General features: G+C 55.3%; 23 protein-coding genes and 1 pseudogene. 20 read left to right on the plus strand and 4 right to left on the minus strand.

Annotated features, from left to right (window positions below; all coding sequences use genetic code 11):
* Positions 1–553: 553 nt before the first annotated feature.
* The 3 genes and pseudogenes from IQK56_RS00805 to IQK56_RS30970 all read left to right on the plus strand — a co-directional run bounded on the left by IQK56_RS00805 (position 554) and on the right by IQK56_RS30970 (position 2,610).
* The gene (locus IQK56_RS00805) at positions 554–1,216 is read left to right on the plus strand and encodes a hypothetical protein (RefSeq protein ID WP_146021867.1); all 663 of its coding nucleotides are present in this window, start codon (positions 554–556) and stop codon (positions 1,214–1,216) included.
* 117 nt (positions 1,217–1,333) lie between these two features.
* Entirely contained in the window at positions 1,334–2,209 is an 876-nt protein-coding gene (locus tag IQK56_RS00810; RefSeq protein ID WP_178085542.1) for a hypothetical protein, read from the plus strand.
* Positions 2,210–2,400: 191 nt separating this feature from the next.
* Positions 2,401–2,610 (plus strand): annotated as a pseudogene (locus tag IQK56_RS30970) (hypothetical protein).
* 203 nt (positions 2,611–2,813) lie between these two features.
* Here IQK56_RS30970 and IQK56_RS00815 read toward each other — a convergent pair.
* Positions 2,814–4,244, minus strand: coding sequence for an IS1182 family transposase (locus IQK56_RS00815; protein WP_193861932.1), 1,431 nt, complete (start codon positions 4,242–4,244; stop codon positions 2,814–2,816).
* Positions 4,245–4,386: 142 nt separating this feature from the next.
* Complete coding sequence (locus IQK56_RS00820; RefSeq protein ID WP_047227998.1) at positions 4,387–4,605, minus strand: hypothetical protein; 219 nt, start codon at positions 4,603–4,605, stop codon at positions 4,387–4,389.
* A 280-nt stretch (positions 4,606–4,885) separates the two neighbouring features.
* Between IQK56_RS00820 and IQK56_RS00825 the strand changes: the two genes are divergently transcribed.
* Positions 4,886–5,236, plus strand: coding sequence for an ArsR/SmtB family transcription factor (locus IQK56_RS00825; protein ID WP_193861933.1), 351 nt, complete (start codon positions 4,886–4,888; stop codon positions 5,234–5,236).
* Between the two features lie 37 nt (positions 5,237–5,273).
* Complete coding sequence (locus IQK56_RS00830) at positions 5,274–6,344, plus strand: flavin-containing monooxygenase (RefSeq protein WP_193861934.1); 1,071 nt, start codon at positions 5,274–5,276, stop codon at positions 6,342–6,344.
* A 53-nt stretch (positions 6,345–6,397) separates the two neighbouring features.
* On the opposite strand, the gene IQK56_RS00835 is transcribed toward IQK56_RS00830, so the two are convergent.
* Positions 6,398–7,600, minus strand: coding sequence for an MFS transporter (locus IQK56_RS00835; RefSeq protein ID WP_341869473.1), 1,203 nt, complete (start codon positions 7,598–7,600; stop codon positions 6,398–6,400).
* 138 nt (positions 7,601–7,738) lie between these two features.
* Between IQK56_RS00835 and IQK56_RS00840 the strand changes: the two genes are divergently transcribed.
* The 3 genes from IQK56_RS00840 (at position 7,739) to IQK56_RS00850 (ending at position 10,172) form a co-directional block, all read left to right on the plus strand.
* Positions 7,739–8,236 (plus strand): MarR family winged helix-turn-helix transcriptional regulator, encoded by a 498-nt coding sequence (locus IQK56_RS00840; protein WP_193861936.1) that lies wholly within the window; start codon positions 7,739–7,741, stop codon positions 8,234–8,236.
* 65 nt (positions 8,237–8,301) lie between these two features.
* On the plus strand, positions 8,302–8,805 hold the full coding sequence (locus IQK56_RS00845) for an arsinothricin resistance N-acetyltransferase ArsN1 family A (protein WP_193861937.1): 504 nt from the start codon (positions 8,302–8,304) through the stop codon (positions 8,803–8,805).
* A gap of 11 nt (positions 8,806–8,816) precedes the next feature.
* Positions 8,817–10,172: an NAD(P)-binding domain-containing protein gene (locus IQK56_RS00850; protein WP_193861938.1), complete on the plus strand. Its 1,356-nt coding sequence runs from the start codon at positions 8,817–8,819 to the stop codon at positions 10,170–10,172.
* Between the two features lie 134 nt (positions 10,173–10,306).
* Here IQK56_RS00850 and IQK56_RS00855 read toward each other — a convergent pair whose 3' ends face one another.
* On the minus strand, positions 10,307–10,990 hold the full coding sequence (locus IQK56_RS00855) for a sulfite exporter TauE/SafE family protein (protein WP_193861939.1): 684 nt from the start codon (positions 10,988–10,990) through the stop codon (positions 10,307–10,309).
* A gap of 378 nt (positions 10,991–11,368) precedes the next feature.
* Between IQK56_RS00855 and IQK56_RS00860 the strand changes: the two genes are divergently transcribed.
* From IQK56_RS00860 to IQK56_RS00915, 12 genes are all read left to right on the plus strand, one after another.
* Positions 11,369–11,782 (plus strand): arsenate reductase ArsC, encoded by a 414-nt coding sequence (locus tag IQK56_RS00860; protein WP_193861940.1) that lies wholly within the window; start codon positions 11,369–11,371, stop codon positions 11,780–11,782.
* 9 nt (positions 11,783–11,791) lie between these two features.
* Positions 11,792–12,154, plus strand: a complete 363-nt coding sequence (locus tag IQK56_RS00865) for a metalloregulator ArsR/SmtB family transcription factor (protein ID WP_030131004.1) — start codon at positions 11,792–11,794, stop codon at positions 12,152–12,154.
* 36 nt (positions 12,155–12,190) lie between these two features.
* Positions 12,191–12,661, plus strand: coding sequence for an arsenate reductase ArsC (locus IQK56_RS00870; protein WP_193861941.1), 471 nt, complete (start codon positions 12,191–12,193; stop codon positions 12,659–12,661).
* 17 nt (positions 12,662–12,678) lie between these two features.
* Positions 12,679–13,752: an ACR3 family arsenite efflux transporter gene (gene arsB / locus IQK56_RS00875; RefSeq protein WP_193861942.1), complete on the plus strand. Its 1,074-nt coding sequence runs from the start codon at positions 12,679–12,681 to the stop codon at positions 13,750–13,752.
* Positions 13,745–14,461 (plus strand): arsenical resistance protein ArsH, encoded by a 717-nt coding sequence (gene arsH / locus IQK56_RS00880; RefSeq protein ID WP_193861943.1) that lies wholly within the window; start codon positions 13,745–13,747, stop codon positions 14,459–14,461. The genes arsB and arsH overlap by 8 nt, the downstream gene beginning before the upstream one ends.
* 12 nt (positions 14,462–14,473) lie before the next feature.
* Positions 14,474–14,986 (plus strand): phosphatase domain-containing putative toxin, encoded by a 513-nt coding sequence (locus IQK56_RS00885; protein ID WP_193861944.1) that lies wholly within the window; start codon positions 14,474–14,476, stop codon positions 14,984–14,986.
* A 23-nt stretch (positions 14,987–15,009) separates the two neighbouring features.
* The gene (locus IQK56_RS00890) at positions 15,010–16,014 is read left to right on the plus strand and encodes an ArsJ-associated glyceraldehyde-3-phosphate dehydrogenase (RefSeq protein WP_193861945.1); all 1,005 of its coding nucleotides are present in this window, start codon (positions 15,010–15,012) and stop codon (positions 16,012–16,014) included.
* Positions 16,015–16,023: 9 nt separating this feature from the next.
* Positions 16,024–17,277 (plus strand): organoarsenical effux MFS transporter ArsJ, encoded by a 1,254-nt coding sequence (gene arsJ, locus IQK56_RS00895; protein ID WP_193861946.1) that lies wholly within the window; start codon positions 16,024–16,026, stop codon positions 17,275–17,277.
* A 385-nt stretch (positions 17,278–17,662) separates the two neighbouring features.
* Positions 17,663–18,004, plus strand: coding sequence for a hypothetical protein (locus IQK56_RS00900; protein ID WP_193861947.1), 342 nt, complete (start codon positions 17,663–17,665; stop codon positions 18,002–18,004).
* Positions 18,005–18,103: 99 nt separating this feature from the next.
* Positions 18,104–19,360 carry a TolC family protein gene (locus IQK56_RS00905; protein ID WP_193861948.1) on the plus strand — a complete coding sequence of 419 codons (1,257 nt, stop codon included), beginning with the start codon at positions 18,104–18,106 and terminating at the stop codon, positions 19,358–19,360.
* On the plus strand, positions 19,357–20,841 hold the full coding sequence (locus IQK56_RS00910; RefSeq protein ID WP_193901503.1) for an efflux RND transporter periplasmic adaptor subunit: 1,485 nt from the start codon (positions 19,357–19,359) through the stop codon (positions 20,839–20,841). The genes IQK56_RS00905 and IQK56_RS00910 overlap by 4 nt, the downstream gene beginning before the upstream one ends.
* Positions 20,838–23,509: efflux RND transporter permease subunit (locus tag IQK56_RS00915; protein ID WP_193901505.1), on the plus strand; the 2,672-nt coding region annotated here is incomplete at its 3' end. The genes IQK56_RS00910 and IQK56_RS00915, both read left to right, overlap by 4 nt.

Below are 23,509 nucleotides of genomic sequence, written 5' to 3' on the forward strand. Positions count from 1 at the left end.
TTATGTTTTTCCGATCGATCCGTGAACGCATTTGCTCGGCGCTTATAATGAGGCTCAGTGTGCTGCCAGGAGCTTCTTCCAACGGCAAACGATGCGGGTGAGCCCGAGAATGTTGTTGATCTCGAGCGACGTGCGCAAGATTTGGCACGCGCGGCAGAGGCGGCGGCGGACGCCGGCGACTGGCAGGTCGTTCCGGAACTAGAAACTCGACGTCAAGAAATCGACGAAGAATTAAGAGAAGCGCGGCGGAGATGGATTGCCGAACGTGAGGCACAAGAACTCGAAAGAGTTATCGGCCGACCGAAATTTTGACGGTCAAACCTAAAACCATCATAGGCTGACTCCTCGGATGTATGCCTGTGCGGATTAGCTGGCGTTTTTGGTCTGAGGGTTTTAAAGGGTTTCAGGGGGTAATCAGCCCCCTAAATCCCCCTGAAAAACGCTGGATTGGTACAAAAAGTGGTACGACAAGAGTGATGCGGGTGCAGCACAGTAGACTGAGGCGCCCAGCCTGAATAACCTGCACCACCAATCTACTGCGACGGTGTAGGAAATGGCTTTTCCGGAAAATATCTTTGTACCCATTGGCGTTGTCTCAGCAGCATTGATCGCAGGAGCTATTGCCTATGCTGGATTCATTTCAACAAAGGAATCAAAAGTTTCAGAGTTTAGACAAAATTGGATCAATAGCCTCAGAGATGAAATTTCAAAATATATTTCTTGCATAGACTCATTAATCGAACACATAACAAAAGACAACGCAGGGATGATGTATGCTCCGACAAAGTTCATGGAGAAAAAACTGGATCACAGTGAGCTTTATACCGAGATGCTCCAAGCTAGGATAAGCATCCTCCTTAGAATTAATAACAAGGAAAAAAAGCCAGAAGATTTTGAAAGAAACGAAAAATTCCTTACTCTCATCGAAAATATATATATCAAGTTTGAAAGCAGGAAATTTGCCGACGTTTATGAGGATATTAAGCTCTTGACTTCTGCCTCGAGAGATCTGCTTAAGCACGAGTGGAATCGCGCTCGCGATGGAGAGAAAAAATTTCAAGAAGCCAAAGCAGTCTCCGAATGGACAATGGGAGCAGCGGGGGCATTTTTAATGGCACTTTTTATGACCATTGGGTACGAAGCCCTTACTACCGCGCTTGCCAGTTCGTCAGCCAGCCCTGAAACTAAAGCAGTCACGACGCTCAAGGCCCCCTAGTTACAGCTCATTGCTGTACATCACAGGTACTCAGCGTTCATTACGGCTGGCATGGATTGATGTGGCCCGGCGACACCAGCACAATGACAGCATTGAGTTCCACAAGGAGACGGATTGATGTTCAACCTTTTGGTCAAATCATCCCCATGGTCTGCGAATCGCGACATTTTCTGGGCGAGTCGTGTGTTCGAATACACGGAACCTCAAATTCAACAACTATTTACCAGCAATCAGTCAGTCGATTTCGACAAGCTGCTACGACTACCTACATTGTTCGCAGAAGAAACCGATCGTACTGAGCTACAAATGGCAAGGGTGGGGCGAATAGTAGAGGTGCGAAAAATCGGAGGCGATGAAATATCCCTTGAGTATTTCTTCGATCCTGCAATTCCCCCCATCCCCCAAGCAGAGCTTATTCGGCTGGCGCCATCGCTTGGCGTTCAAGCAACACGTTACGGTCCACCGTCATTTTCTAGAACCCACTGGGCCGTAAAAGACATCGACCTATTCCACCTGCTGCTTACTCAACGTAACCAACAGACGCGCACACCCAGCGTTTTCAGCTTGGAGCAGTCGCAAACCGTTGATAACGACCTGCTCTCTGCAATGATGCCTTTCGCGGGTTTCGATGGCACCTGGAACACAATTCAACGTGTCGCTATAGCGAATGGGATGCGATCTGGTAGAGCAGATAATTTCTGGGAGCACCATGCAATTATTCAAGACATTGTGTCACTCATTGATCGATCTGCCATCGTCATTTGTGATTGCTCATCAAGAAACGCCAATGTTTTTTACGAGATGGGAATTGCACACAGCTTCGGAAAAGAAGTAATTCTAATTACCCAAAATCCTGCTGACATTCCCTTCGATATCGCTCATCACCGGTATATACGATATCTGAATAATGGAGAAGGCCATCTACAGCTAGAAAGGGAGCTTTCTGCTCGTGTAGCCACCTTGCAGGCTCAACGTGCTAACTCACGCACATAAGCTTGACAGCTTGAAAATGGACACCAAGGTTCGGCGTTTATTGCCTCTTCCGTTGACGCTTGCTTCAAACGTTGCCTATCGGAGCCAGACCGCGAAAAGTCCCCACACATTTTCGGGCCATCTCCGGCGTCCTGCCGAACGATCACACCTTCTCTTACTGCTCCGTTTCTTCCTATCGACGGAGGAATGCCATGCCGCACTCTGACCTGCTCCCTTCCCTGCTCTACAAGATCAATGAACACCAGCTCGCCCTCGAGGCCGCCATCCTGGAATTATCAAATTAAGTTGAGCAGCGCGGCTCTGCCGAGATGGCCGACAACATCAGGGGTGCCCTGGTCGCAATCGACCGCAACGAGGAGTTCATCAAGATGACACTCGCAGTGATGATGACGCCTGAGTGACCGCTATCAACAAAAGCTGCCGTTCCCGGCGGGCAGCTCTCGGCCCAGAGTGTGTAAAAACGCTCATGGACCTCATCGTCGTGGAGCAGTGACGTTTGCTGACTGAGCGATCGCACGGTCATGTCACGGGCCATATCGGTCATAGCCTGGAACACGCCAACGCTGTTTTTACAGCCTCTGGAATGGGCCAGAATCAGCCTTTTTCAGGCCGTCAGCGCTTTCATCAAACCGTTGGCACCGATGATTTTCATGACCCGTTTCAAGTTGTAGGCGAGAACATTCAAGCTCATCTCCGCACTCACTCCGGCCAGCTTTCGCGTCAGGAAGTGCGTCGCCCCCATCCATTGTTTGAGCGTCCCGAAGGGATGCTCAACCGTCCGTTTTCGGACGCGCATCATTTCCGGTGCTTTGCTCAGCCGAAGCTGCATTTCCTCCAATACAGCTTCATGCTCCCAGCGTCGAACTCGTCGTTCCGTGCTCGGGGTGCATTGCGACTTCAACGCGCAGCCCTGGCATTTCGAACTCCAGTAGCGATGCAAATTCAGGCCTTTTTCAACGTAGGAGTAGTGCCATATCAGAGCCTCGCCAGCGGGGCAAATGTATTCGTTTTTTGCCGCGTCATAGATGAAGGCATCGTTATTGAAACGTCCGTCAGCCTTGGCTCCAGAGGTCATCGGTTTGGGCACATAGGCAGTGATACCGGCATCGTGACAAGCGAGGATTTGTTCGCTTTTGAAGTAACCTCGGTCAGCCACTACCGACAACGCATCTGACGCCATCGCCTCGCGGGCTTGCTTAGCCATCGAGCTGAGTTGATCGCGGTCGGAACCAACGTTGGTCACCTCATGCGCAACGATCAAATGGTGCTGCGTATCGACCGCTGTCTGCACGTTATAGCCAACAATTCCCGTGCCGCGCGTCATCATGGATCGGCTGTCTGGATCGGTCAGTGAGATCTGTTTATCCGGTGATTCATTGAGCTGAATTTCGATCGCCTGAAGCTCTTTCATTTGAATTTTGAGCTTGGCGATTTTCTCTTCCAGCCGCACGGCGCTGGGCTCGGTAGCTGTTGGTTCTTGCCGATCAGCAGCATCGAGTGCCGTCAGGTAACGGTTGATGCTTGATTCAATTTCTTCCATTCGCCGCTTCAGTTTGGCGCTGGTGAAATTGCGGTCGCGGTTGTTGACGGCTTTAAATTTGCTGCCATCGATGGCGACCAGATGTTCTCCGAACAGTCCCAACTGCTGACACAACACGACGAACTGGCGGCAGACGCCTCGGATGGCTTTGCTGTTGTCTTTTCGGAAGTTGGCGATGGTCTTGAAGTCCGGCATCAAGCGCCCGGTCAACCACATCAGTTCGACGTTGCGTTGGGCTTCTCGCTCCAAACGCCGGCTCGACTGGATGCGGTTGAGATAGCCGTAGATGTAGATCTTCAGCAGGATTGCAGGGTGGTAAGCAGGCCGGCCAGTATCGGCTGGGATCGCACCTTCAAAACCCAGATTGACCAAGTCTAGTTCGTCGACGAAGACGTCGACTACGCGCACCGGATTGGTATCGCTGACGTAGTCGTCGAGGCTAGCCGGAAGTAAGGTACCTTGGCCTCGATGTTCACCTTGGATAAAGCGCTTCATTGGCGATCCCTGCGATGAAATCCTCAGAAATCATAGCAAGGGTTCGCAAAAGCGTTTACACACTCTGAGCCAACGGAGTCTCTTATGAGAGGCGACTATTGACCCAAGGCTGACCCTGCTCTCGCGAAACGCGGGGTCGGAGTTATCTGATTTGGAACAGGCGGGAGATCGCGGTCATGGCCTTGTCTCCGTCAGTTTCATAGAGACCGAACAGGCGCGTTTGGTCGCTCAGACGATGAAGCCGAAAATGGTTATAGAACGCTTGGCCTAAGCGCTGATTATCGAATGTTCCACGTTCCCAGAGAGTTAAAAACTCTTGATACGCAACGCGCTCAATTTCCAGTCTCGGCATGCTTTCCATATACACATCCATTTATGTCAGCGATGACCGAATCCTACTGACGCCGGACAGATGCGGCAATGCGCGTTTGGGCGATTTTTAATCATCCAAGCTGGCTTTGGAGTTTTTACACACTCTGGGCCGTTTACTGCCTGTCGTGGAAGGCAGAAATCGACCCAAGCTGACGGTCGAATTCATCATTCTGGAGCTTGCAGGCATTGATCAGGCGCTATTGATATTTGTTGTTGACGCTCATTCGGACAATTGACGCGTGCATGGATATGCACATATAGTCTTCCGCATGACAAACCGAACCTCTACACGTTCCCGTGCAATTGATGCTGCCATCGACTCTCTCGATGGAGCCTTCTTTAAAGCTCTGTGCGAGCCGTCGCGGGTAGCTGTGCTCAAGCGAGTCATGCAACTGGGGCGAGCAGATATCGGTGAGATTGCCGAAGGGCTACCTCAAGAGCGTTCAGTGGTGTCCCGTCATCTGCAAGTGCTATTAGAGGCCGGCATCGTCCGCGCTACCAAGATCAGCAGGCAGATGTTCTACGAGGTGGATGGACCGGCAGTGGTGACACGACTCGAAGCCATGCTTCAGCACATGAAGAGTCTGGCTCCGTTTTGCTGCCCTGGTGTATCTAAGTAGTTTTTTATCATTCTGATATATGCATGAGTGCGCATACATGAACATAATTATTGAGCCCACGGATGTCATCGTTATTGGTGCGGGCCAAGCTGGGCTCGCGTGCGGTTGGCATCTGCGGCAGCAGAATCTCAGATTTCTCATCCTTGATGCCGAGAGCAAGCCTGGTGGGAACTGGCGCAATTACTACGAAAACCTGAGACTTTTTTCACCTGCTGCTTACTCATCGCTACCTGGGATGCCTTTTCCAGCTGAAGCTAAGCACTATCCGCTACGCGATGAAGTCGTACGTTATTTGGAGCAGTACGCGGACGCTTTCCAGCTACCCATTCGGCAGAACACACGAGTCCAGAAAGTGCATAGAGAAGATGGACTATTTTTGCTTCAGGCATCGGATGGTCAGCGTTTCCGCTCCAAAGCATTGATCGTTTGCACTGGCGGATTCAATCAGCCGTTCATCCCTGATATTCAGGGGCTGGAGAGTTTTCGCGGGCAACGTTTACACAGTGCTGATTACCGAAATGTCGACGGCTTCAGTGATCAACGAGTAGTGGTCATAGGTGCGGCCAACTCAGCTGTACAAATTGCCCATGAGTTGGCTCAAGTCAGCAGCGTCGTTTTGGCGACAAGGGAATCGATTCGGTTTTTCCCGCAAAAGATCCTCGGTGTGGATTTTCATGCTTGGCTCAAGTGGACAGGGATGGAGAAGACTCGTTGGCTGAATGACCAAAGTACCCCCGTACTGGATGATGGCACCTATCGTCGAGCCATCAAGCAGGGACTTTTTGAGCGCAAGCCGATGTTCACGGAGGTAACGTCAACGGGCGTGATCTGGGCTGATGGGCAGCACACTGACGTGGATAGTTTGGTTTTCGCGACCGGGTTTCGTCCGAAACTTGGTTTTTTGGCAGGTCTGCACGTGGCGGGCAATGAAAGCCTGACCCAACGCAACGGGAAGGCGGAGCACGTACCGGGTTTGTATTTTGTGGGATTACCGAAGCAGCGCAACTTTGCTTCGGCCACCCTTAGAGGCGTCGGACCAGATGCTTCTCACATCATCCCTAGCTTGATGCGCTTCATTCACGATGCATCGCACCCCGTGTTCGCTTGATGCCGGCTATCTATTTTTTTCTGCTCAACACTGCGTCTACCGGAACATCGTAATTACCTGCCTTTTTGCGTAGTTGGCAGACGCCAAGTGGCGATGAAGCACAGCAACAGAAACCCGCACATCACGCTAAGCAGTACCGATGCTCCGAAGCTGTCCAGAACGTAAGCGGCGGCGATAGGGCCGCAAGCTTGGGCGACAAGGACGGGCCTTGCGAGCAGTCCCATTCGTGCGCCATATCCTTGAGGCCCGAACAGCGCCAATGGAAGAGTCCCGCGAGCGATGGTGAGGATGCCGTTACCGGCTCCGTAAAGTGCTATCGCCACAAAGGCCAGCCAAGGCAGGCTTGAAATCAGCAGTCCAAGACCGATCAAACACAGCAACACACCGGCTCGTGCGGACCAGGTTGGATGGAGGTTCCTGCCTATGGAAAACTCCGCCACCCGTGCCAGGACTTGCGAAGGGCCAATCACCATGCCGATGGCCAAGGCAACGGCAGTCGCCATTCCCAATTGCTTGAGGACATTGAGCAGGTGTACTGAGATACCTGATACGACCAACGCCAGAACCGTCAGCATGGCGGCAATCAACAAGAACAATTGGCTGGTGGCCCTAGGGCGAAGCTCGGACGCATTGGGTGATTCTACTGTTACGGGATGGGGCGGTTGCTTTGTGCTTCCAGGAATCAACAGCGCATGAATGGGCAATCCGATTAGCAGATGAGCTGCGGCGATGGTAAAGCAGGCGTTTCTCCAGCCGATCCAAGTCTCCAGTCCCGCTATCACCGGCCAACCTATGGTGCTGGCGAAGCCACCCAACAAGGTCAGCCCGGTGATTGACGTTCGAGCCTCCTCCCCGAAAAGTCGTCCCAGGGTTGAGAAAGCTGCGTCGTATAAGCCTGCCGCCATGGCAACGCCGATCAGGGTCCAGGCGACATAGTAGGTGGCAACGTTGCCCGCGAGTCCCATCAGTAGCATGCCGAGAGCCAGCAGCAGTGAACTGGCGGCTAGGACAGAACGTCCACCACGGCGATCAATCTGACGACCAACGGCCGGAGAGGACGCTCCCGCTACCAGCAGCCCCCAGGACAGGCCGCCCACCACACTGGTAATGGACCACCCCGTTTCTTTGGCTATCGGAGACGCAAGTACTGCGGGCAAGTAGTAGGTCGAACCCCAGGCAAGAATCTGGGTGAAACCCATGGCCCATACGAGCGTGGAGCGATTGATCGGAGGATGAATCTGCTCTGGAAGTGTCACGACCGGCGTGCTCATTTTTTTGTTGTCAGTAACAACAAGCTAGCGCCTTCCATTGGCTATCGTCAATCGAGAGATCGGTGTTGACGATTTCGGGAAATCAGGATTACTGTTGCACCTAACAACTAATTTGTGACGGTTATGATGAAGCGAAAAAACGATCAGCTCACTCAGGATTCCGAGGACTTGTATGAAGCGTTGAACCAGCTGGTTCGCGTCCATCAGTTCCGTGATCGTGATCGGATTTGCTGTTACGACGTATCTGTAACCCAATGCTATGCCGTCGAGACGCTGGTCAAAAGGGGCGCTTTGCGTCTTCAGGTCTTGGCAGAAGAAATGTTCTTGGACAAAAGCACGGCGAGTCGAGTGATCGATACCTTGGAACGCAAAGGGTATGTGTCCCGCGTTGAGGATGATGAAGACCGGCGTGCAGTACGGATTCAGGCAACGGATGCCGGACGTGAGCTGTACGAGAAAATCAGAGCTGACCTGATTGCTGAGGAGCGAGCAATGATCGAGGACATCTCGGCTGAAGCCAGGCAAGGAGCGCTGAGTTTGCTCAGGCAGATTACGCGGGCCACGGAGATTCGCTGCGGACTCGTGAGTGAATGCTGCCCTGCGGTGAAGAGCAAGGAATGAAAGGGAAGAACTTCCCTTTTTTTTGCCAATAATGTTGTTACTACCAACGTAATGGGGCTCCAACAATGCGAGTTCGTTTAGCTGAAACTAAAGACACTGTTTCAATAGCCGCCATCTACAACCAGGGGATCGAGGAGCGTAGCTCTACGTTTGAAACGACTCCCCGAAGCCCGGCAGACATGCTTGATCGCATCAAATCAATGGAGCGCTATCCAGTGTTGGTCATGGTCGATGAGACGGATCAGGTTGTTGGATGGGCAGGACTCAGTAGTTATCGCGCTCGTGCCTGTTACGACGGCATTGCGGATTTTTCCATTTACCTAGATCGCAGTGTTCGCGGCCAGGGGCTAGGCAAACAGTTACTTCAGTCACTGCTGAAAGAAGCCGAAGCTCGCGGATTCTGGAAAGTCCTTTCACGCATTTTTACCTTCAATCACTCCAGCCTCGCATTGTGCGAAGCCTGCGGTTTTCGCCAAGTGGGGGTGTATGAAAAACACGCCTGCCTAGAAGGACGTTGGCTCGACTGCGCGATTGTCGAGCGCCTGTTCCCGAACAATCAGCCAACCTGAAGGAGTCGATCATGGATAACACTCACCTTCCCGTCGCCATAATTGGAGCAGGTCCAGTGGGCCTGGCGGCAGCCGCTCACCTGCTGGCCCGAGGTCTCACGCCGCTGATTCTGGAAGCTGGCTCGAAAGCTGGGGCCAGCATTGAAGAATGGGCACATGTGAAGATGTTCTCTCCATGGCAGTTCAACGTGGACAAGGAGGCGGCCCAACTTTTGCTGGCCGATGGTTGGATTCCACCGCCGGAGAACGAGTATCCAACGGGTCGTGAACTGCTGGATCGGTTTGTTCGACCTCTCGCGGACCTAGAACAGATCAAGCGTCACTTGCAGCTCAATACCCGTGTTCTGGCCGTCACGCGCGTCGGTCAGGATGTAATGAAGACTCAGGGCAGATCGGCATCTCCTTTTTTACTTCGTGTCATAGGGCCATCGGGTGAACGAGATGTACTGGCCAGCGCTGTCATTGATGCCTCGGGCACCTACCTGACACCGAACTGGATGGGTACCCATGGCATCCCTGCATTGGGCGAAATCGAGCATGCAGCGAACATTGCATACGGCATTCCGGAGGTACTGGGCCGCGGCCGGAGTCGCTATGCCAACCAAAGAGTGCTAGTGGTGGGTGGTGGTCACTCCGCTTTTAACGCCCTCCAAGATCTGGTGCGCCTGATTCAGGAGGCGCCGCAAACCACAGTGCTATGGGCGATCCGAGGTAATTCTCTTGATCGAATTTTGGGTGGTGGGGCGAATGACCAATTGGAAGAGCGCGGAAAGCTCGGCCTGAAGATTCGCCAGTTGCTGAACGACGGCGTGATCGAGTTGTTCAAAAACGTCGCTATCGATCAGGTCACAAGCAGTGGCCAAGGGCTGGTCGTGAAGGCGGGAGAGAAGCTTCTTCCACCTATGGACGAACTCATTGTGGCGACTGGATTCCGCCCTGACATGAGCCTGCTCGCCGAGCTGCGTATCGCACTCGATCCCGCGACCCAAAGCGCAGTGTTACTCGCTCCTATGATTGATCCTAACGAACACAGCTGCGGTACGGTCAGACCCCATGGCGCGGTAGAGCTGGCCCATCCTGAGGAAGGTTTGTTCATTGTGGGGATGAAGAGCTATGGCCGGGCACCTACGTTCTTGTTGATGACGGGGTATGAGCAGGTACGGTCTGTTGTCGCGGCATTGGCGGGCGATTGGAATGCGGCCAAAAGGGTTGAGCTAGTCCTCCCGGAGACTGGCATTTGCAACTCGGATTTCGATGAAGTCGATGATCGTTTGAAGGCTTCGGCAAGTCAGACGTTTTGTTGCGGCGCTGGAGTATCCATTTCTGAGGTCGCACCTCGTGCCGCGTCGGGTTGTTGCAAAGGCTAGCGCACATCCACCGGTACCCGCCCCTACGACAGGGGACGGGTCAGGTCTGACCGCCTTATTTCTTACGCGTGCTCAGATGGTGCTTGTGCGTCCTCTCGTGGTGGAGAGCCAGTCCAAATTGATCGAGCCAGAAATCAACTATGACGCCATACCTTGACTGAGGATATCAACAGAATTGCCGCGAGCAGCGGCAGCAGATATGTCGTCGGGATCAGACCTAATAATTGTCCGCCGATGAATGTTCCGACGATGGAACCCGCGGCCATGATCAGAATAAAGGGTCGCTGGGCTCGGATTATTGAAAAGCTCTGGTCGCGACTGTATCGCGTGAAGCCCACAATCATTGTGGGCAGGCTGACAGCAAGTGAGAGGCTCCCGGCGAGCTTGATGTCAGCACCGAATAGAAGAACGATTGTGGGTATTAGCAACTCTCCCCCAGCGACGCCCATCAACGCCGCAACCACCCCAATGCCGAAACCGACAACGATCCCGACGATAGCCAGTATCACGCCATGAAACAAAGGGGTTCCAGTAGCGCTTGTCTCATGACCGAACAGCAAAGCGGCGGCGATCCCTACAAGCAGCACTGCCAATACGCGGTACAAGGTTTTGCTTTTGAGCTTGGTTGCCCACCCAGCTCCAAACCACGCACCTGCGAGGCTTCCGGCTAGAAGCGTGACAATAATATCCCATCGCTCAAACACCGCAGCATAGGGGACAGCAAACGCACGGAAAGGAAGGGCTGTAGCTACCACAACAAGACTCATAGCCCGAAAACTGAAAGCCGCCTGCGTAATTCCACTGAGTGTCCTAGTCATTCACGAATCCGCTGACAGGTTGGATGCCGGTAAAAACAGCCCCGCGACGTTATAGCGAGCGATGGCAATTGTCTATGAAGCACGCAGAGATGATTTAGGGCTAGCGCGGCCTGTCCTGTCGTGGATTTTGGAATGCGGTATCGCAGTCAGATCGCACGACCTGGCTAGGGGCTTATTACATTACTCGTATATACAAAAACTCAGATGTTTCGACTTGTCAGACTAGCCTGATCTGAAATTTCGTTCCGCCTAGCACACGTAAACGATACCGTTCAGCGCATCCTAATGGGTCTTGTTGAATGAATTTATCATCAAAGCTTTACGCCACATGCGGAAAAACATATATTCGTTAAACCGCATATGAGCTGAGACTTCACAATGACCAGCAAAGCCCGTGTCCTGTTTGTTTGTACCGCCAACGCTGCCCGCTCTCAGCTGGCCCAAGCGTTGCTGAGACATACCGATTCGGAGCATTTCGAAGCGTTCAGTGCCGGCACAACTCCGACTCAGGTAGATCCGCGCACCTTCGAGGCGCTTTCACACATCGGTGTGAGCACTGAAGGATTACGTAGCAAGTCGGTAGACGAGTTCCGTGGTGAGCGTTTCGATTACGTCATCACCTTGTGTGATAAAGCCGCAGCTGAATGTCTGTCTTTACCTGGAGCCAGTGAAGCATTGGCCTGGAGTTTTGAGGACCCTGTCACCAGCACCAAACCCGATGCCTTCCGCCACACCCTTCACGAAATTCATGAGCGCATCAAGATGTTCGTCTTGGTCAAAAACAAACACTGAGAACACGATATGGCTGACCATCTGACACCGACCACTGTTTTCAAATGCCTGGCTGACGACACTAGGGTCCGCACGATGATGCTCATCACCCGTGAAGGAGAGCTTTGTGTTTGCGAACTGACCTGCGCGTTGAACGAGAGTCAGCCAAAAGTCTCCAGACACCTCGCGCAGCTGCGGAGTTGCGGTCTGTTGTCGGACCGTCGACAAGGCCAATGGGTGTATTACCGACTGCATCCAAATCTCCCAGATTGGGTCCATCAAGTACTGACCACTGTGCTCGAAAGCAACAAGCATTGGTTGAGCCCTGACGCCAAACGCCTTGATGAAATGGGCGACCGTCCTGAACGGGCACTGGCCTGCTGTGAAAGCTAAATCGCCTGATTCCGCCTTCGACTACGAGATCGCTCGATGAAAATCCTGTTCCTCTGCACCGCCAATAGCTGCCGCAGCATCCTCTGTGAAGTGGTCTTCAATCACTTGGCACCGGAAGGTATGAAAGCCTACAGCGCGGGCAGTCAGCCCAAAGGTGAAGTGCATCCGCTGAGTCTCAAGACTTTGGAAAACGCTGCTATGTCGACGCTCGGACTGTTCAGTAAGTCCAGCGATGTCCATGTGAACTTGGCACCTGATTTCGTCATCACGGTGTGCGACAAGGCTGCCGGTGAGGCCTGTCCGGTATTTTTCGGGCCGGCCACCAAGGCCCACTGGGGGCTGGCTGACCCTTCGGAATACCACGGGACTCAAGAAGAGGTTGGCGCGGCATTTGAAGCCACCTTGGAGCAGATCAGAACCCGTATTGAAGCCTTCTTGGCTTTACCGCTTTCCCAACTGAGTGCCGAACAGCTCAAGGCAGAGCTGGCCCTGATTGGCACGCTGTAACCACAGGAGCAATGACCATGAGTAAAAGCCGCCTTTCCTTCCTGGACCGATACCTGACCCTGTGGATTTTTCTTGCCATGGCCTTGGGTATCGGCTTGGGGAGCCTGTTTGAAGGCTGGCCGCAGTGGCTCAACAGTCTTTCTGTGGGCACCACCAACATCCCCATCGCTATCGGCTTGATCGTGATGATGTATCCGCCTCTGGCCAAGGTTCGTTATGAGGAACTGCCGGAAGTCTTCAAGGACAAGCGCATCCTCGTTTTGTCTTTGGTCCAGAACTGGGTCATCGGCCCGGTGTTGATGTTCGCACTGGCGATCATCTTCTTGCGGGACCAGCCGGAATACATGACCGGCCTGATCCTGATCGGCTTGGCGCGTTGCATCGCGATGGTGCTGGTGTGGAATCAGATCGCGGGAGGCAACAATCAATACGTTGCTGGGCTGGTGGCGTTCAACAGCATCTTCCAGATCCTGTTTTTCAGTCTGTATGCCTGGGTCTTCCTTGGGCTGTTGCCGCCGCTGTTTGGACTGGAAGGCAGTGTGATTGAGACCAGCTTTGTCAGCATTGCCGAGTCCGTCCTGATCTACCTGGGTGTGCCGTTCCTGGCGGGCTTCCTGACCCGCAGGATCCTCATCGCCCGTAAAGGTGAAGCTTGGTTCCAAGAGCGCTTCATTCCGAAGATCAGCCCGCTGACGCTGGTGGCACTGCTGTTGACCATCGTCGCCATGTTCAGCCTCAAGGGCGACGTGGTGCTGCAATTGCCGCTGGATGTGTTGCGTATTGCGATCCCTCTGACGATCTACTTCGTGGTGATGTTTTTCATCAGCTTCTGGATGGGCAAGCTGCTCAAGGCTGACTATCCGCGCACCACCGCACTGGCTTTCACAGCCGCAAGCAACAACTTTGAACTGGCGATTGCTGTGGCCATTGCCACCTTCGGCCTGGCTTCCCCGGTCGCCTTTGCTACGGTGATTGGTCCGCTGGTGGAAGTACCGGTACTGATTTCTCTGGTCGGTGTGGCCCTTTGGTTGAAACGCCGCTGGTTCGATGAATCCACGAGCGCCGTTGCGCAGGACAAAGACTATGTTTGATGACCATATCCCCCAACTCGATACCGAACTGGTTGATCTCCCATCGACAGGCAAACTAGGTATCGAAAAAACCTCCATCCATAAGCCGCGCATTTTGCTGCTGTACGGATCGACCCGTGAGCGCTCTTTCAGTCGCCTGTTGGTAGAGGAAGCCGCTCGGCTGCTGGAGCACTTCGGCGCAGAGGCGCGGATTTTCAATCCGTCGGGTTTGCCGCTGCCAGATGACGCACCCGACGATCATCCGCGTGTGAAGGAGCTGCGCGATCTGATGCTGTGGTCCGAGGGGCAGGTCTGGTGCTCTCCAGAACGTCACGGTTCCATGAGCGCAGTGTTCAAAGCTCAGATCGACTGGGTACCACTCGCGATGGGCGCGGTACGCCCGACCCAGGGTAAAACCCTTGCGGTCATGCAGGTGTGCGGTGGCTCGCAGTCGTTCAACGTGGTCAATCAGCTGCGAGTGCTGGGACGTTGGATGCGCATGTTCACCATCCCCAACCAATCCTCCGTGCCGAAGGCCTATATGGAGTTCGACGATAACGGCCGGATGAAGCCTTCTCCGTTCTACGACCGCGTCGTGGATGTGATGGAGGAGTTGGTGAAATTCACGCTGCTGCTTCGCGACCGTCAGGACTATCTGGTTGATCGTTATTCCGAGCGCAAAGAGTCAGCGGAAGAACTCATGAAACGTGTCAATCAGCGCTCCATCTGAGGATTTTTCACCGTGCAACAACACCCTTATTCCGTACTGCCTCTGGCACAGTTCAATGGCCAATTGATCTTCACCCCGTGCCCAGGCACGAAGGGCACCCGACCTTTCGAGGCGTTGCAAACCCTCAAGGGCGCAGGGGCCTCGGCGTTGCTGACGCTGATGCCGACAGAAGAGTTGCTTCAGAACGAGATCGACCTGCTGCCGGAAGAATGCCAAATGCTTGGCATCGAGTGGTTTCACCTGCCCGTCGAAGACGATCAAGCGCCTGGCGAAGCATTCAAAGCCGCATGGGAACAGCACCATCCACGACTTAAGCAGCTGCTGACCGAAGGGAAAACCATTGCCATCCATTGCAAGGGCGGCTCGGGCCGTACCGGTTTGATCGCGGCTCAACTGTTGATCGAGAGCGGTGTGCCCTTCAGCGATGCCATCCGGGATGTTCAGTCGTTGCGTCCTCGCGCAATTCAGCATCCTGCCCATATCGAATACATCGGCCAGTTTGACACCCCGTCGAACTCCCACTGACAACAGATACAGAGCACAACAACATGACTATCAAAGTTGGCATCAATGGTTTTGGACGGATTGGTCGCCTCGCGCTGCGAGCCGCCTGGAACTGGCCAGAATTCGAATTCGTGCAGATCAACGATCCGGCAGGTGATGCAGTAACTCATGCGCACCTGATCAACTTCGACTCTGTGCATGGTCGTTGGCACAACGAAGCCAGTGCAGAAGGCGATCATGTGGTGATTGGCGGCAAGCGCATCAAGGTGACCGCGAACAAAGCGATTGCGGACACCGACTGGTCGGATTGCGATCTGGTGATCGAGGCCAGCGGCAAGATGAAAACCGTCGCTGTGCTTCAGGCTTACCTCGACCAAGGCGTAAAGCGCGTGGTGGTCTGCGCTCCAGTGAAGGAAAAAGGCGCGCTGAACGTCGTCATGGGCGTCAATCATCAGCTGTTCAATGCGGCGGAACATCGCATCGTCACGGCTGCTTCGTGCACCACCAACTGTCTGGCGCCCGTGGTGAAAGTGATCCACGAAAAGCTGGGCATTCGCCACGGCTCGATCACCACCATTCACGACCTGACCAATACCCAGAGCATTCTCGATCAGCCGCACAAGGATCTGCGTCGTGCACGTGCATCCGGCATGAGCCTGATTCCAACCAGTACCGGCTCGGCCACCGCCATTGCCGAAATCTTCCCGGAGCTGCGTGGACGCCTGAATGGTCACGCCGTACGCGTGCCGCTGGCCAACGCTTCGCTGACTGACTGTGTCTTTGAAGTCGAGCGGGCCACTACTGTTGAAGAGGTCAATCAGTTCCTCAAGGACGCCTCCGAGAACGAGCTGAAAGACATCCTTGGTTTTGAGGAGCGTCCGCTGGTGTCCATTGACTACCGCACTGACCCGCGCTCATCGATCATCGATGCGCTGTCGACCATGGTCATCAACGGCACCCAGGTCAAACTCTATGCCTGGTACGACAACGAGTGGGGCTATGCCAACCGCACCGTCGAACTGGCCAAAATGGTCGGTCTGGCAGTCTAAGGAGCGGTCATGAAAGCGTTGTCAGCCCTCGCTCCGGAAGTGCGGCAGTACCTACTCGTCACGGGCAACTACTGGGCCTTCACCCTCACCGATGGCGCCTTGCGCATGTTGGTGGTGTTGCACTTTCACGCGTTGGGCTACAGCCCACTGCAAATCGCGGCATTGTTTCTGTTCTACGAACTCTTTGGCGTGATCACTAACTTGGTGGGTGGTTACCTCGGCGCTCGGCTGGGTCTGAACCGAACAATGAACATCGGGCTGGGCTTCCAAGTCGCGGCGCTGCTGATGCTGACGGTTCCTGTCGCCTGGCTAACCATCCCATGGGTGATGGGCGCTCAGGCGCTGTCGGGGATTGCCAAAGACCTGAACAAAATGAGCGCCAAAAGCTCCATCAAGCTTCTGGTTCCTGATGGGCAACAGGGCAAGCTCTACCAGTGGGTGGCGATCCTCACCGGCTCGAAGAACGCACTCAAGGGTGTCGGCTTCTTTCTTGGTGGGGCCTTGCTGGCACTCATCGGCTTCAAAGGCGCCTTGCTGGCCATGGCGGGTGTCCTGGCGCTGATCTGGATCAGCAGCTTGGTCCTGTTGAAGAAGGACCTAGGCAAGGCCAAAGCCAAGCCAAAATTTCGCGACATCCTGTCCAAGAGCCGGGCGATCAATATTCTCTCAGCGGCCCGAATGTTCCTATTCGGCGCCCGCGATGTCTGGTTTGTGGTGGCCTTGCCGGTGTATCTGAGCAGCGTCTTCGGCTGGGACTTCTGGCAGGTTGGCGGCTTCCTTGCGGCCTGGGTGATTGGCTACGGCATTGTGCAATCCTTCGCGCCCAACATCACCGGTAAGAAACGTGGGCACGTACCGGATGGTCGTGCGGCATTTCTGTGGGCACTTGCACTGGCGGGCCTGCCTGCGGCAATCGCTCTCGGGCTGAACAGCGAGGTGTCACAACAGGTGGTGCTGCTCGGCGGATTAATGGTCTTTGGGGCGTTGTTCGCGGTGAACTCCTCGCTGCACAGCTACCTGATCGTGTCCTACGCCAAGGAAGACGGCGTATCGCTGGATGTGGGTTTTTATTACATGTCGAACGCCATGGGACGCTTGATAGGCACGGTGTTCTCCGGCTGGGTTTATCAGGTGTATGGGTTGGGCGCGTGCTTGTGGATATCGAGCGCATTCGTACTGCTCGCAGCCTTAATTTCTATAGGCCTGCCCAGGCATTCTGCGTCGCTACTTAACGAAGCAGGTAAGAAAGATCCATACACATGAGCAACCTCCCCTTGGGAGGGGAGGCAGATGTAACGTTTGGCTACTTTATAAATGCAGGTCGGCGTGGATAGGCGTTGGCGGTGTGGTGCAGGAAGGCTTGGAGTCGGAGCCATTGAATGCAAGTGCTATGACAGCTGCGAGGCCGCCGGCGATGAGGGTGCTTAATGTTTGAGTCAGGATGTCGTATAGAAATTTTTTCAAGGCGATAGATCAATAGGTCACCTTGACTTTAAAAATGTTAAGCGCTGTTTGTCTACCCTCTCCGAGGACATTAATGCTGGCTTAATTCAGGTTCGGTGTTATCTCCTGAATTAGGCCTTTTGGCAGGCCGTTCAGGCCATGCGTCCAATTGTAAGAGCCATTTTGAGCGACTACACTCCAGCCCATGAAACGCTATCTGCGGTTTTGCATCATCTTCATGATTAGCCTGGCGCTTCCCCTCAGCGGGATGGCGGGCGTTCAGGCACCGACAGAACCTTGCCCAATGAAGACGATGGGCATGGTGATGATGGACGACATGGGGATGGACTGCTGCAACGACATGAAAAGTCCTGTCGAGCACGGCAAACCTTGCAAGCCGGGCCAGGAGTGCAAGACAGGCGGCATGCTGCAAGTCTCGATCTTCAAGCCTCCTGTAACTGTATTCAGCCCCGTTGTGATTTCCTTCTTCAGCGATTCCCTACCCGTACAGACCCCGTCCGGGGTATGGCGACCGCCTCGCGTTTGATTCCTGTCCCACATTGAGCCTCTTTCCGCATTAGCGGGATGGACTAGCTGCGCGCGTGTCTTTTTCCGCGCGCAGTGGATGATCACAGGAATCGTAAACATGAACTCCAAGTGCTATTGCACAGGTTGGTCCCTCGTGGCCGGTCTGGCGGCAAGCGTATTGGCATTGCCGAGCCTTGCTGCCGCGTTGACACTCGATGAAGCGTTGCGGCTGGCCGAAGACAATGCACCGTCGCTGACCGCACAAGACGCCAAAATTCAAGCTGCCAGCAGCGCGGCTATTCCAGCCGGTGAGCTACCTGACCCCAAACTGCTGCTGGGTGTGCAGAACTACCCCATTGGCGGTCCGGATCGCTGGAGCATCGACCAGGACTTCATGACCATGCAAATGGTCGGAGTCAGGCAAGAAATGCCCAACAGCGACAAGCGCAAAGCGCGTATTGAAGTCGCCGATGCGGCGGTTGATCGCGCCGCTGCGGAGCGGCGAGTCGAACGTCTGAAGGTACGCCAGTCCACGGCGTTGGCCTGGATCAGTAGCTACTCGGTTGAGCGCAAAGATGCGCTGTTCCAGGACTTCTACAAAGAAAATCGCCTGCTGAGCGATACCGTCCGGGCCCAGATTACCGGTGGCCGCGCTCAACCCGCCGATGCCGTGACGCCCAAGCAAGAAGCGGCTCAACTGGCGGAGCAACAGGACGATCTGACTCGCCAGCGCACGCAGGCCCGAGCGGCCCTCAAACGCTGGATTGGCTCGGCTGCCAACGACAAGCCTGTGGGCAGCTTGCCTGAATGGTCCGTCGATCCCTCAAGCTACTCTCATAAACTGCAACACCATCCCGAGTTGGCAGCGTTTGCGCCGATGACCCGCGAAGCGCAAGCCAAGGTTCGTGAAGCCGTGTCGGAGAAGCAGTCGGACTGGAGCTGGGAACTGGATTACCAGCACCGTGGCCGTGAGTTTGGCGATATGGTCAGCGTGCAATTTTCCTGGGACCTACCGCTGTTTCCTGACTCTCGCCAAAATCCAAAAATCGCAGCCAAACAGGCTGAACTCAGCCAGCTTGAGGCCGAGCGCGAAGCCCTGTCTCGCGAGCACACCCAGCAACTGGAAAACGAACTGGCTGACTATGAACGCCTGAATCGTGCCGTGCACCGAAGCCAGGAAAGCCTGTTGCCGCTGGCCAAGGAAAAGGTCGAACTCAGCATGGCCAGTTATCGTTCCGGCAAAGGCGATTTAAGCGCCGTTGTTGCCGCCCGACGTGAACTCATCGAGGCCCGCCTCAAACAGATCGACGTGGAAGAGCAGCGAGCGCTGACCAGTGCGCGTCTGTATTTTGCTTATGGGGAGTCCAGCCAATGATCCTTAAAAAATGGAACGGGGCATTGCTGGTAGGTATCTCGATGGCATTGGGTGTTGCCGGTGGCTACTGGTTCGCTCACCAGCGTATGAGCGGAGTACCAGGTACCGCCCCGGAACAGAGCCTCAATTCACCGGATGAACGCAAAGCACTGTATTGGTACGACCCCATGTACCCGCAGCAAAAGTTCGATAAGCCGGGGAAATCCCCCTTCATGGACATGCAACTGGTTCCCCAATACGCCAGTGGCGCAGGGGCCCGTGCGGCCGTCAGTATCGATCCAGGTCTGACCCAGAATCTAGGTCTGCGTTTTGCGACTGTCACTCGTGGGATCTTTGATTCGAGCCTCGATGTGACAGGTGCCTTGACGTTCAACGAACGTGATGTCGCTGTGATTCAGGCACGCACCACTGGCTTTGTGGAGCGGGTCTATGCCCATGCTCCCGGCGATGTACTCAAAGCCAACGCGGCGTTGGCGGATATCCTGGTGCCTGAGTGGGCCGCTGCCCAGACAGAGTTTCTTGCCCTGAAGCGCAACGGGGATGCTGACCTGTTGGCTGCGGCCCGCCAGCGACTACGACTCACAGGGATGCCAGCAGCAATGATTACTCAGGTAGAGCGTGGCGGTAAGGTTCAGCCCTACCTGACGCTCACCAGCCCCATTGCCGGTGTGCTGCAAGAATTGAACGTACGTGCGGGCATGACCGTGGCGACTGGCGATACGTTGGCACGCGTCAATGGCTTGAGCAGTGTCTGGCTAGCCGTGGCCGTTCCAGAATCGGATGCCGGATCGATCACCGTGGGGCAGGCGGTCGAAGCGCGTCTGCCAGCCTTCTCAGGGACAACGCTCAGTGGCAAGGTCAGCGCGATTTTGCCCGAGACCAATCCGGACAGCCGCACCCTTCGTGTGCGGGTGGAACTACCCAATCCGGACGGGCGCCTCAGGCCGGGTTTGACCGCGCAGGTACGCCTGAACCGCTCGACCGAGCAAAGTGTGTTGTGGGTGCCGAGCGAAGCCGTCATTCGCACGGGCCGACGTGCTCTGGTGATGCTCGCCGAAGACGCCGGCCGCTACCGTCCCGTGGCGGTGCAACTCGGGCAGGAAAGCGATGGCAAGACGGCGATAGTGAAAGGTCTGGAAGAAGGCCAGAAGGTGGTTACCTCTGGCCAGTTCCTGCTCGACTCGGAGGCCAGTCTAAAGGGCATTGTTGCAAGCATGGAGGAAGAGTCACCACCCAGCGCAGCAGCCTCCAGCTTTCATGAGGCGGATGGGCAGATCGTTGAGATCAACGACAAAGAAGTCACGCTCGCCCATGGTCCTTTCAAAACGCTGGGCATGCCTGGCATGACGATGACGTTTCCACTCGCCAACCCGGCGCTGATGCAGGGACTGAAAGCGGGTGACAAGGTTCGGGTTGCGGTGAGTCAGACCGACGATGGCCTGCGTGTTGAGCACCTGGAAAAATCGGGGAACCAGCCATGATCGCTGCCCTGATTCGTTGGTCAGTGGCCAACCGATTCCTGGTGCTACTGGCGACGCTGTTTGTCACGGCCTGGGGCATTTGGTCGGTGCAGAGCACGCCCATCGATGCGCTGCCAGATCTCTCGGATGTTCAGGTGATCATCCGCACCCCTTTTCCGGGACAAGCGCCGCAGATTGTTGAGAACCAGGTGACCTATCCGTTGGCCACCACCATGCTCTCAGTACCGGGTGCCAAGACGGTGCGTGGCTATTCCTTCTTCGGTGACAGCTTCGTTTACGTGCTGTTCGAAGACGGCACTGACTTGTACTGGGCTCGCTCGCGGGTGTTGGAATATCTGAGCCAAATACAAAGTCGGTTGCCGGCCAGCGCCAAGCCGGCGTTGGGACCGGATGCGACGGGGGTGGGCTGGATCTATCAGTACGCACTGGTGGATCGCAGTGGCGGACACGACCTGGCGCAGCTACGCGCACTTCAGGATTGGTTCCTCAAGTTCGAACTCAAGACCCTGCCCAACGTGGCGGAAGTGGCCACCGTGGGCGGCATGGTCAAGCAGTACCAAGTGCAGCTTGATCCGCTCAAACTGGCCAGCCTCGGTATTACTCAGGCTGAGGTGACCGAAGCCATCGGCAAGGCCAACCAGGAAACCGGTGGCGCGGTGCTGGAGATGGCGGAGACCGAGTTCATCGTGCGTGCTTCCGGCTACCTGAAGACGCTCAATGACTTTCGGGCGATCCCGCTCAAGCTGGCTTCGGGAGGAGTGCCGGTGACCCTTGGCGATGTCGCCACGATCCAGTTGGGTCCGGAAATGCGGCGTGGCATCACCGAACTCGACGGCGAAGGCGAGACCGTCGGCGGTGTGGTGATTTTGCGCAGCGGCAAGAATGCGCGCGAGACCATTGCAGCGGTCAAGACCAAACTCGACGAACTGAAAAGGAGTCTGCCAGCCGGGGTGGAAATCGTCACCACCTACGACCGTAGCAAGCTGATCGATCGCGCTGTGGAAAATCTCAGCCACAAGCTAATCGAAGAGTTCATCGTCGTCGCGCTGGTCTGCGGGATCTTCCTCTGGCACCTGCGCTCATCCCTGGTGGCGATCATTTCGCTGCCGGTGGGGGTGCTGATTGCCTTCATCGTCATGCGCTACCAGGGCATCAACGCCAACATCATGTCCTTGGGCGGGATAGCCATCGCCATCGGCGCCATGGTCGATGCCGCCGTGGTGATGATCGAGAACGCCCACAAGAAGATCGAGGCTTGGCACGCGGCGAATCCGGGGGAAGAACTGAAGGGTGAGCGTCATTGGCATGTAATGACCGAAGCGGCGGCAGAGGTAGGCCCCGCGCTGTTCTTCTGTTTGTTGATCATCACTCTGTCGTTCATTCCGGTGTTCACGCTGGAAGCTCAGGAAGGACGGCTGTTCGGTCCTTTGGCATTCACCAAGACCTACGCCATGGCTGCAGCGGCGGGATTGTCAGTGACCTTGGTGCCGGTGCTGATGGGCTACTGGATTCGGGGACGAATTCCCAGTGAACATCAGAACCCGTTGAACCGGTGGTTGATTCGGATCTATCAGCCAGCCCTGGACGCAGTCTTGCGTCGGCCAAAGATCACGCTGCTGGTGGCGCTATTGGTTTTTGTCAGTGCGCTATGGCCAATGTCTCGCTTGGGTGGCGAGTTTCTCCCCCCGTTGGACGAGGGTGATCTGCTCTATATGCCTTCAGCTCTGCCGGGATTGTCGGCGCAGAAAGCGGCACAACTGCTGCAACAGACTGACCGTTTGATCAAGACCGTGCCTGAAGTCGAACACGTCTTCGGTAAAGCGGGGCGCGCTGAAACCGCCACCGACCCCGCACCGCTGGAGATGTTCGAAACCACGATCCAGTTCAAGCCGCACGAGCAATGGCGTCCAGGCATGACCCAGGAAAAGTTAGTGGAAGAACTGGATCGAGTGGTACGAGTCCCTGGGCTGACGAATATCTGGATACCACCGATTCGTAACCGTATCGACATGCTGGCTACGGGGATCAAGAGTCCCATCGGAGTGAAAGTTGCCGGCACCAACCTGACGGAGATCGATGCCGCGACTCAGGCGGTCGAGCGAGTGGCCAAGGGGGTGCCCGGTGTCAGTTCGGCTCTGGCCGAGCGACTGACCGGTGGTCGCTACATCGATGTGGATATCGACCGCAAAGCCGCCGCCCGCTACGGGCTGAATATCGCCGATGTGCAGTCGATCGTGGCCGGCGCTATCGGCGGTGAAAATGTCGGTGAGACCATTGAAGGGCTCGCACGCTTCCCGATCAACGTGCGTTACCCACGGGAGTGGCGTGACTCGCTCGGTGCCTTGGAGCAATTGCCGATCTATACCCCGCTAGGGAGCCAGATCACCCTTGGCACAGTGGCGAAGGTCAAAGTCACGGACGGTCCGCCGATGCTCAAGAGCGAGAACGCACGACCCTCTGGTTGGGTGTACATCGACGTGCGTGGCCGGGACATTGCCTCGGTAGTCGCCGACCTGCGTCGGGTCGTCAGTGAACAGGTCAAGTTGCAGCCCGGCATGAGCCTGAGTTACTCAGGGCAGTTCGAGTTTCTCGAAAGGGCCAACGCACGACTCAAACTGGTGGTGCCTGCCACGCTGTTGATCATCTTCGTGCTGCTCTACCTGACTTT

This window comes from Pseudomonas cyclaminis (genome assembly GCF_015163715.1).
GTDB classification, from domain to species: domain Bacteria; phylum Pseudomonadota; class Gammaproteobacteria; order Pseudomonadales; family Pseudomonadaceae; genus Aquipseudomonas; species Aquipseudomonas cyclaminis.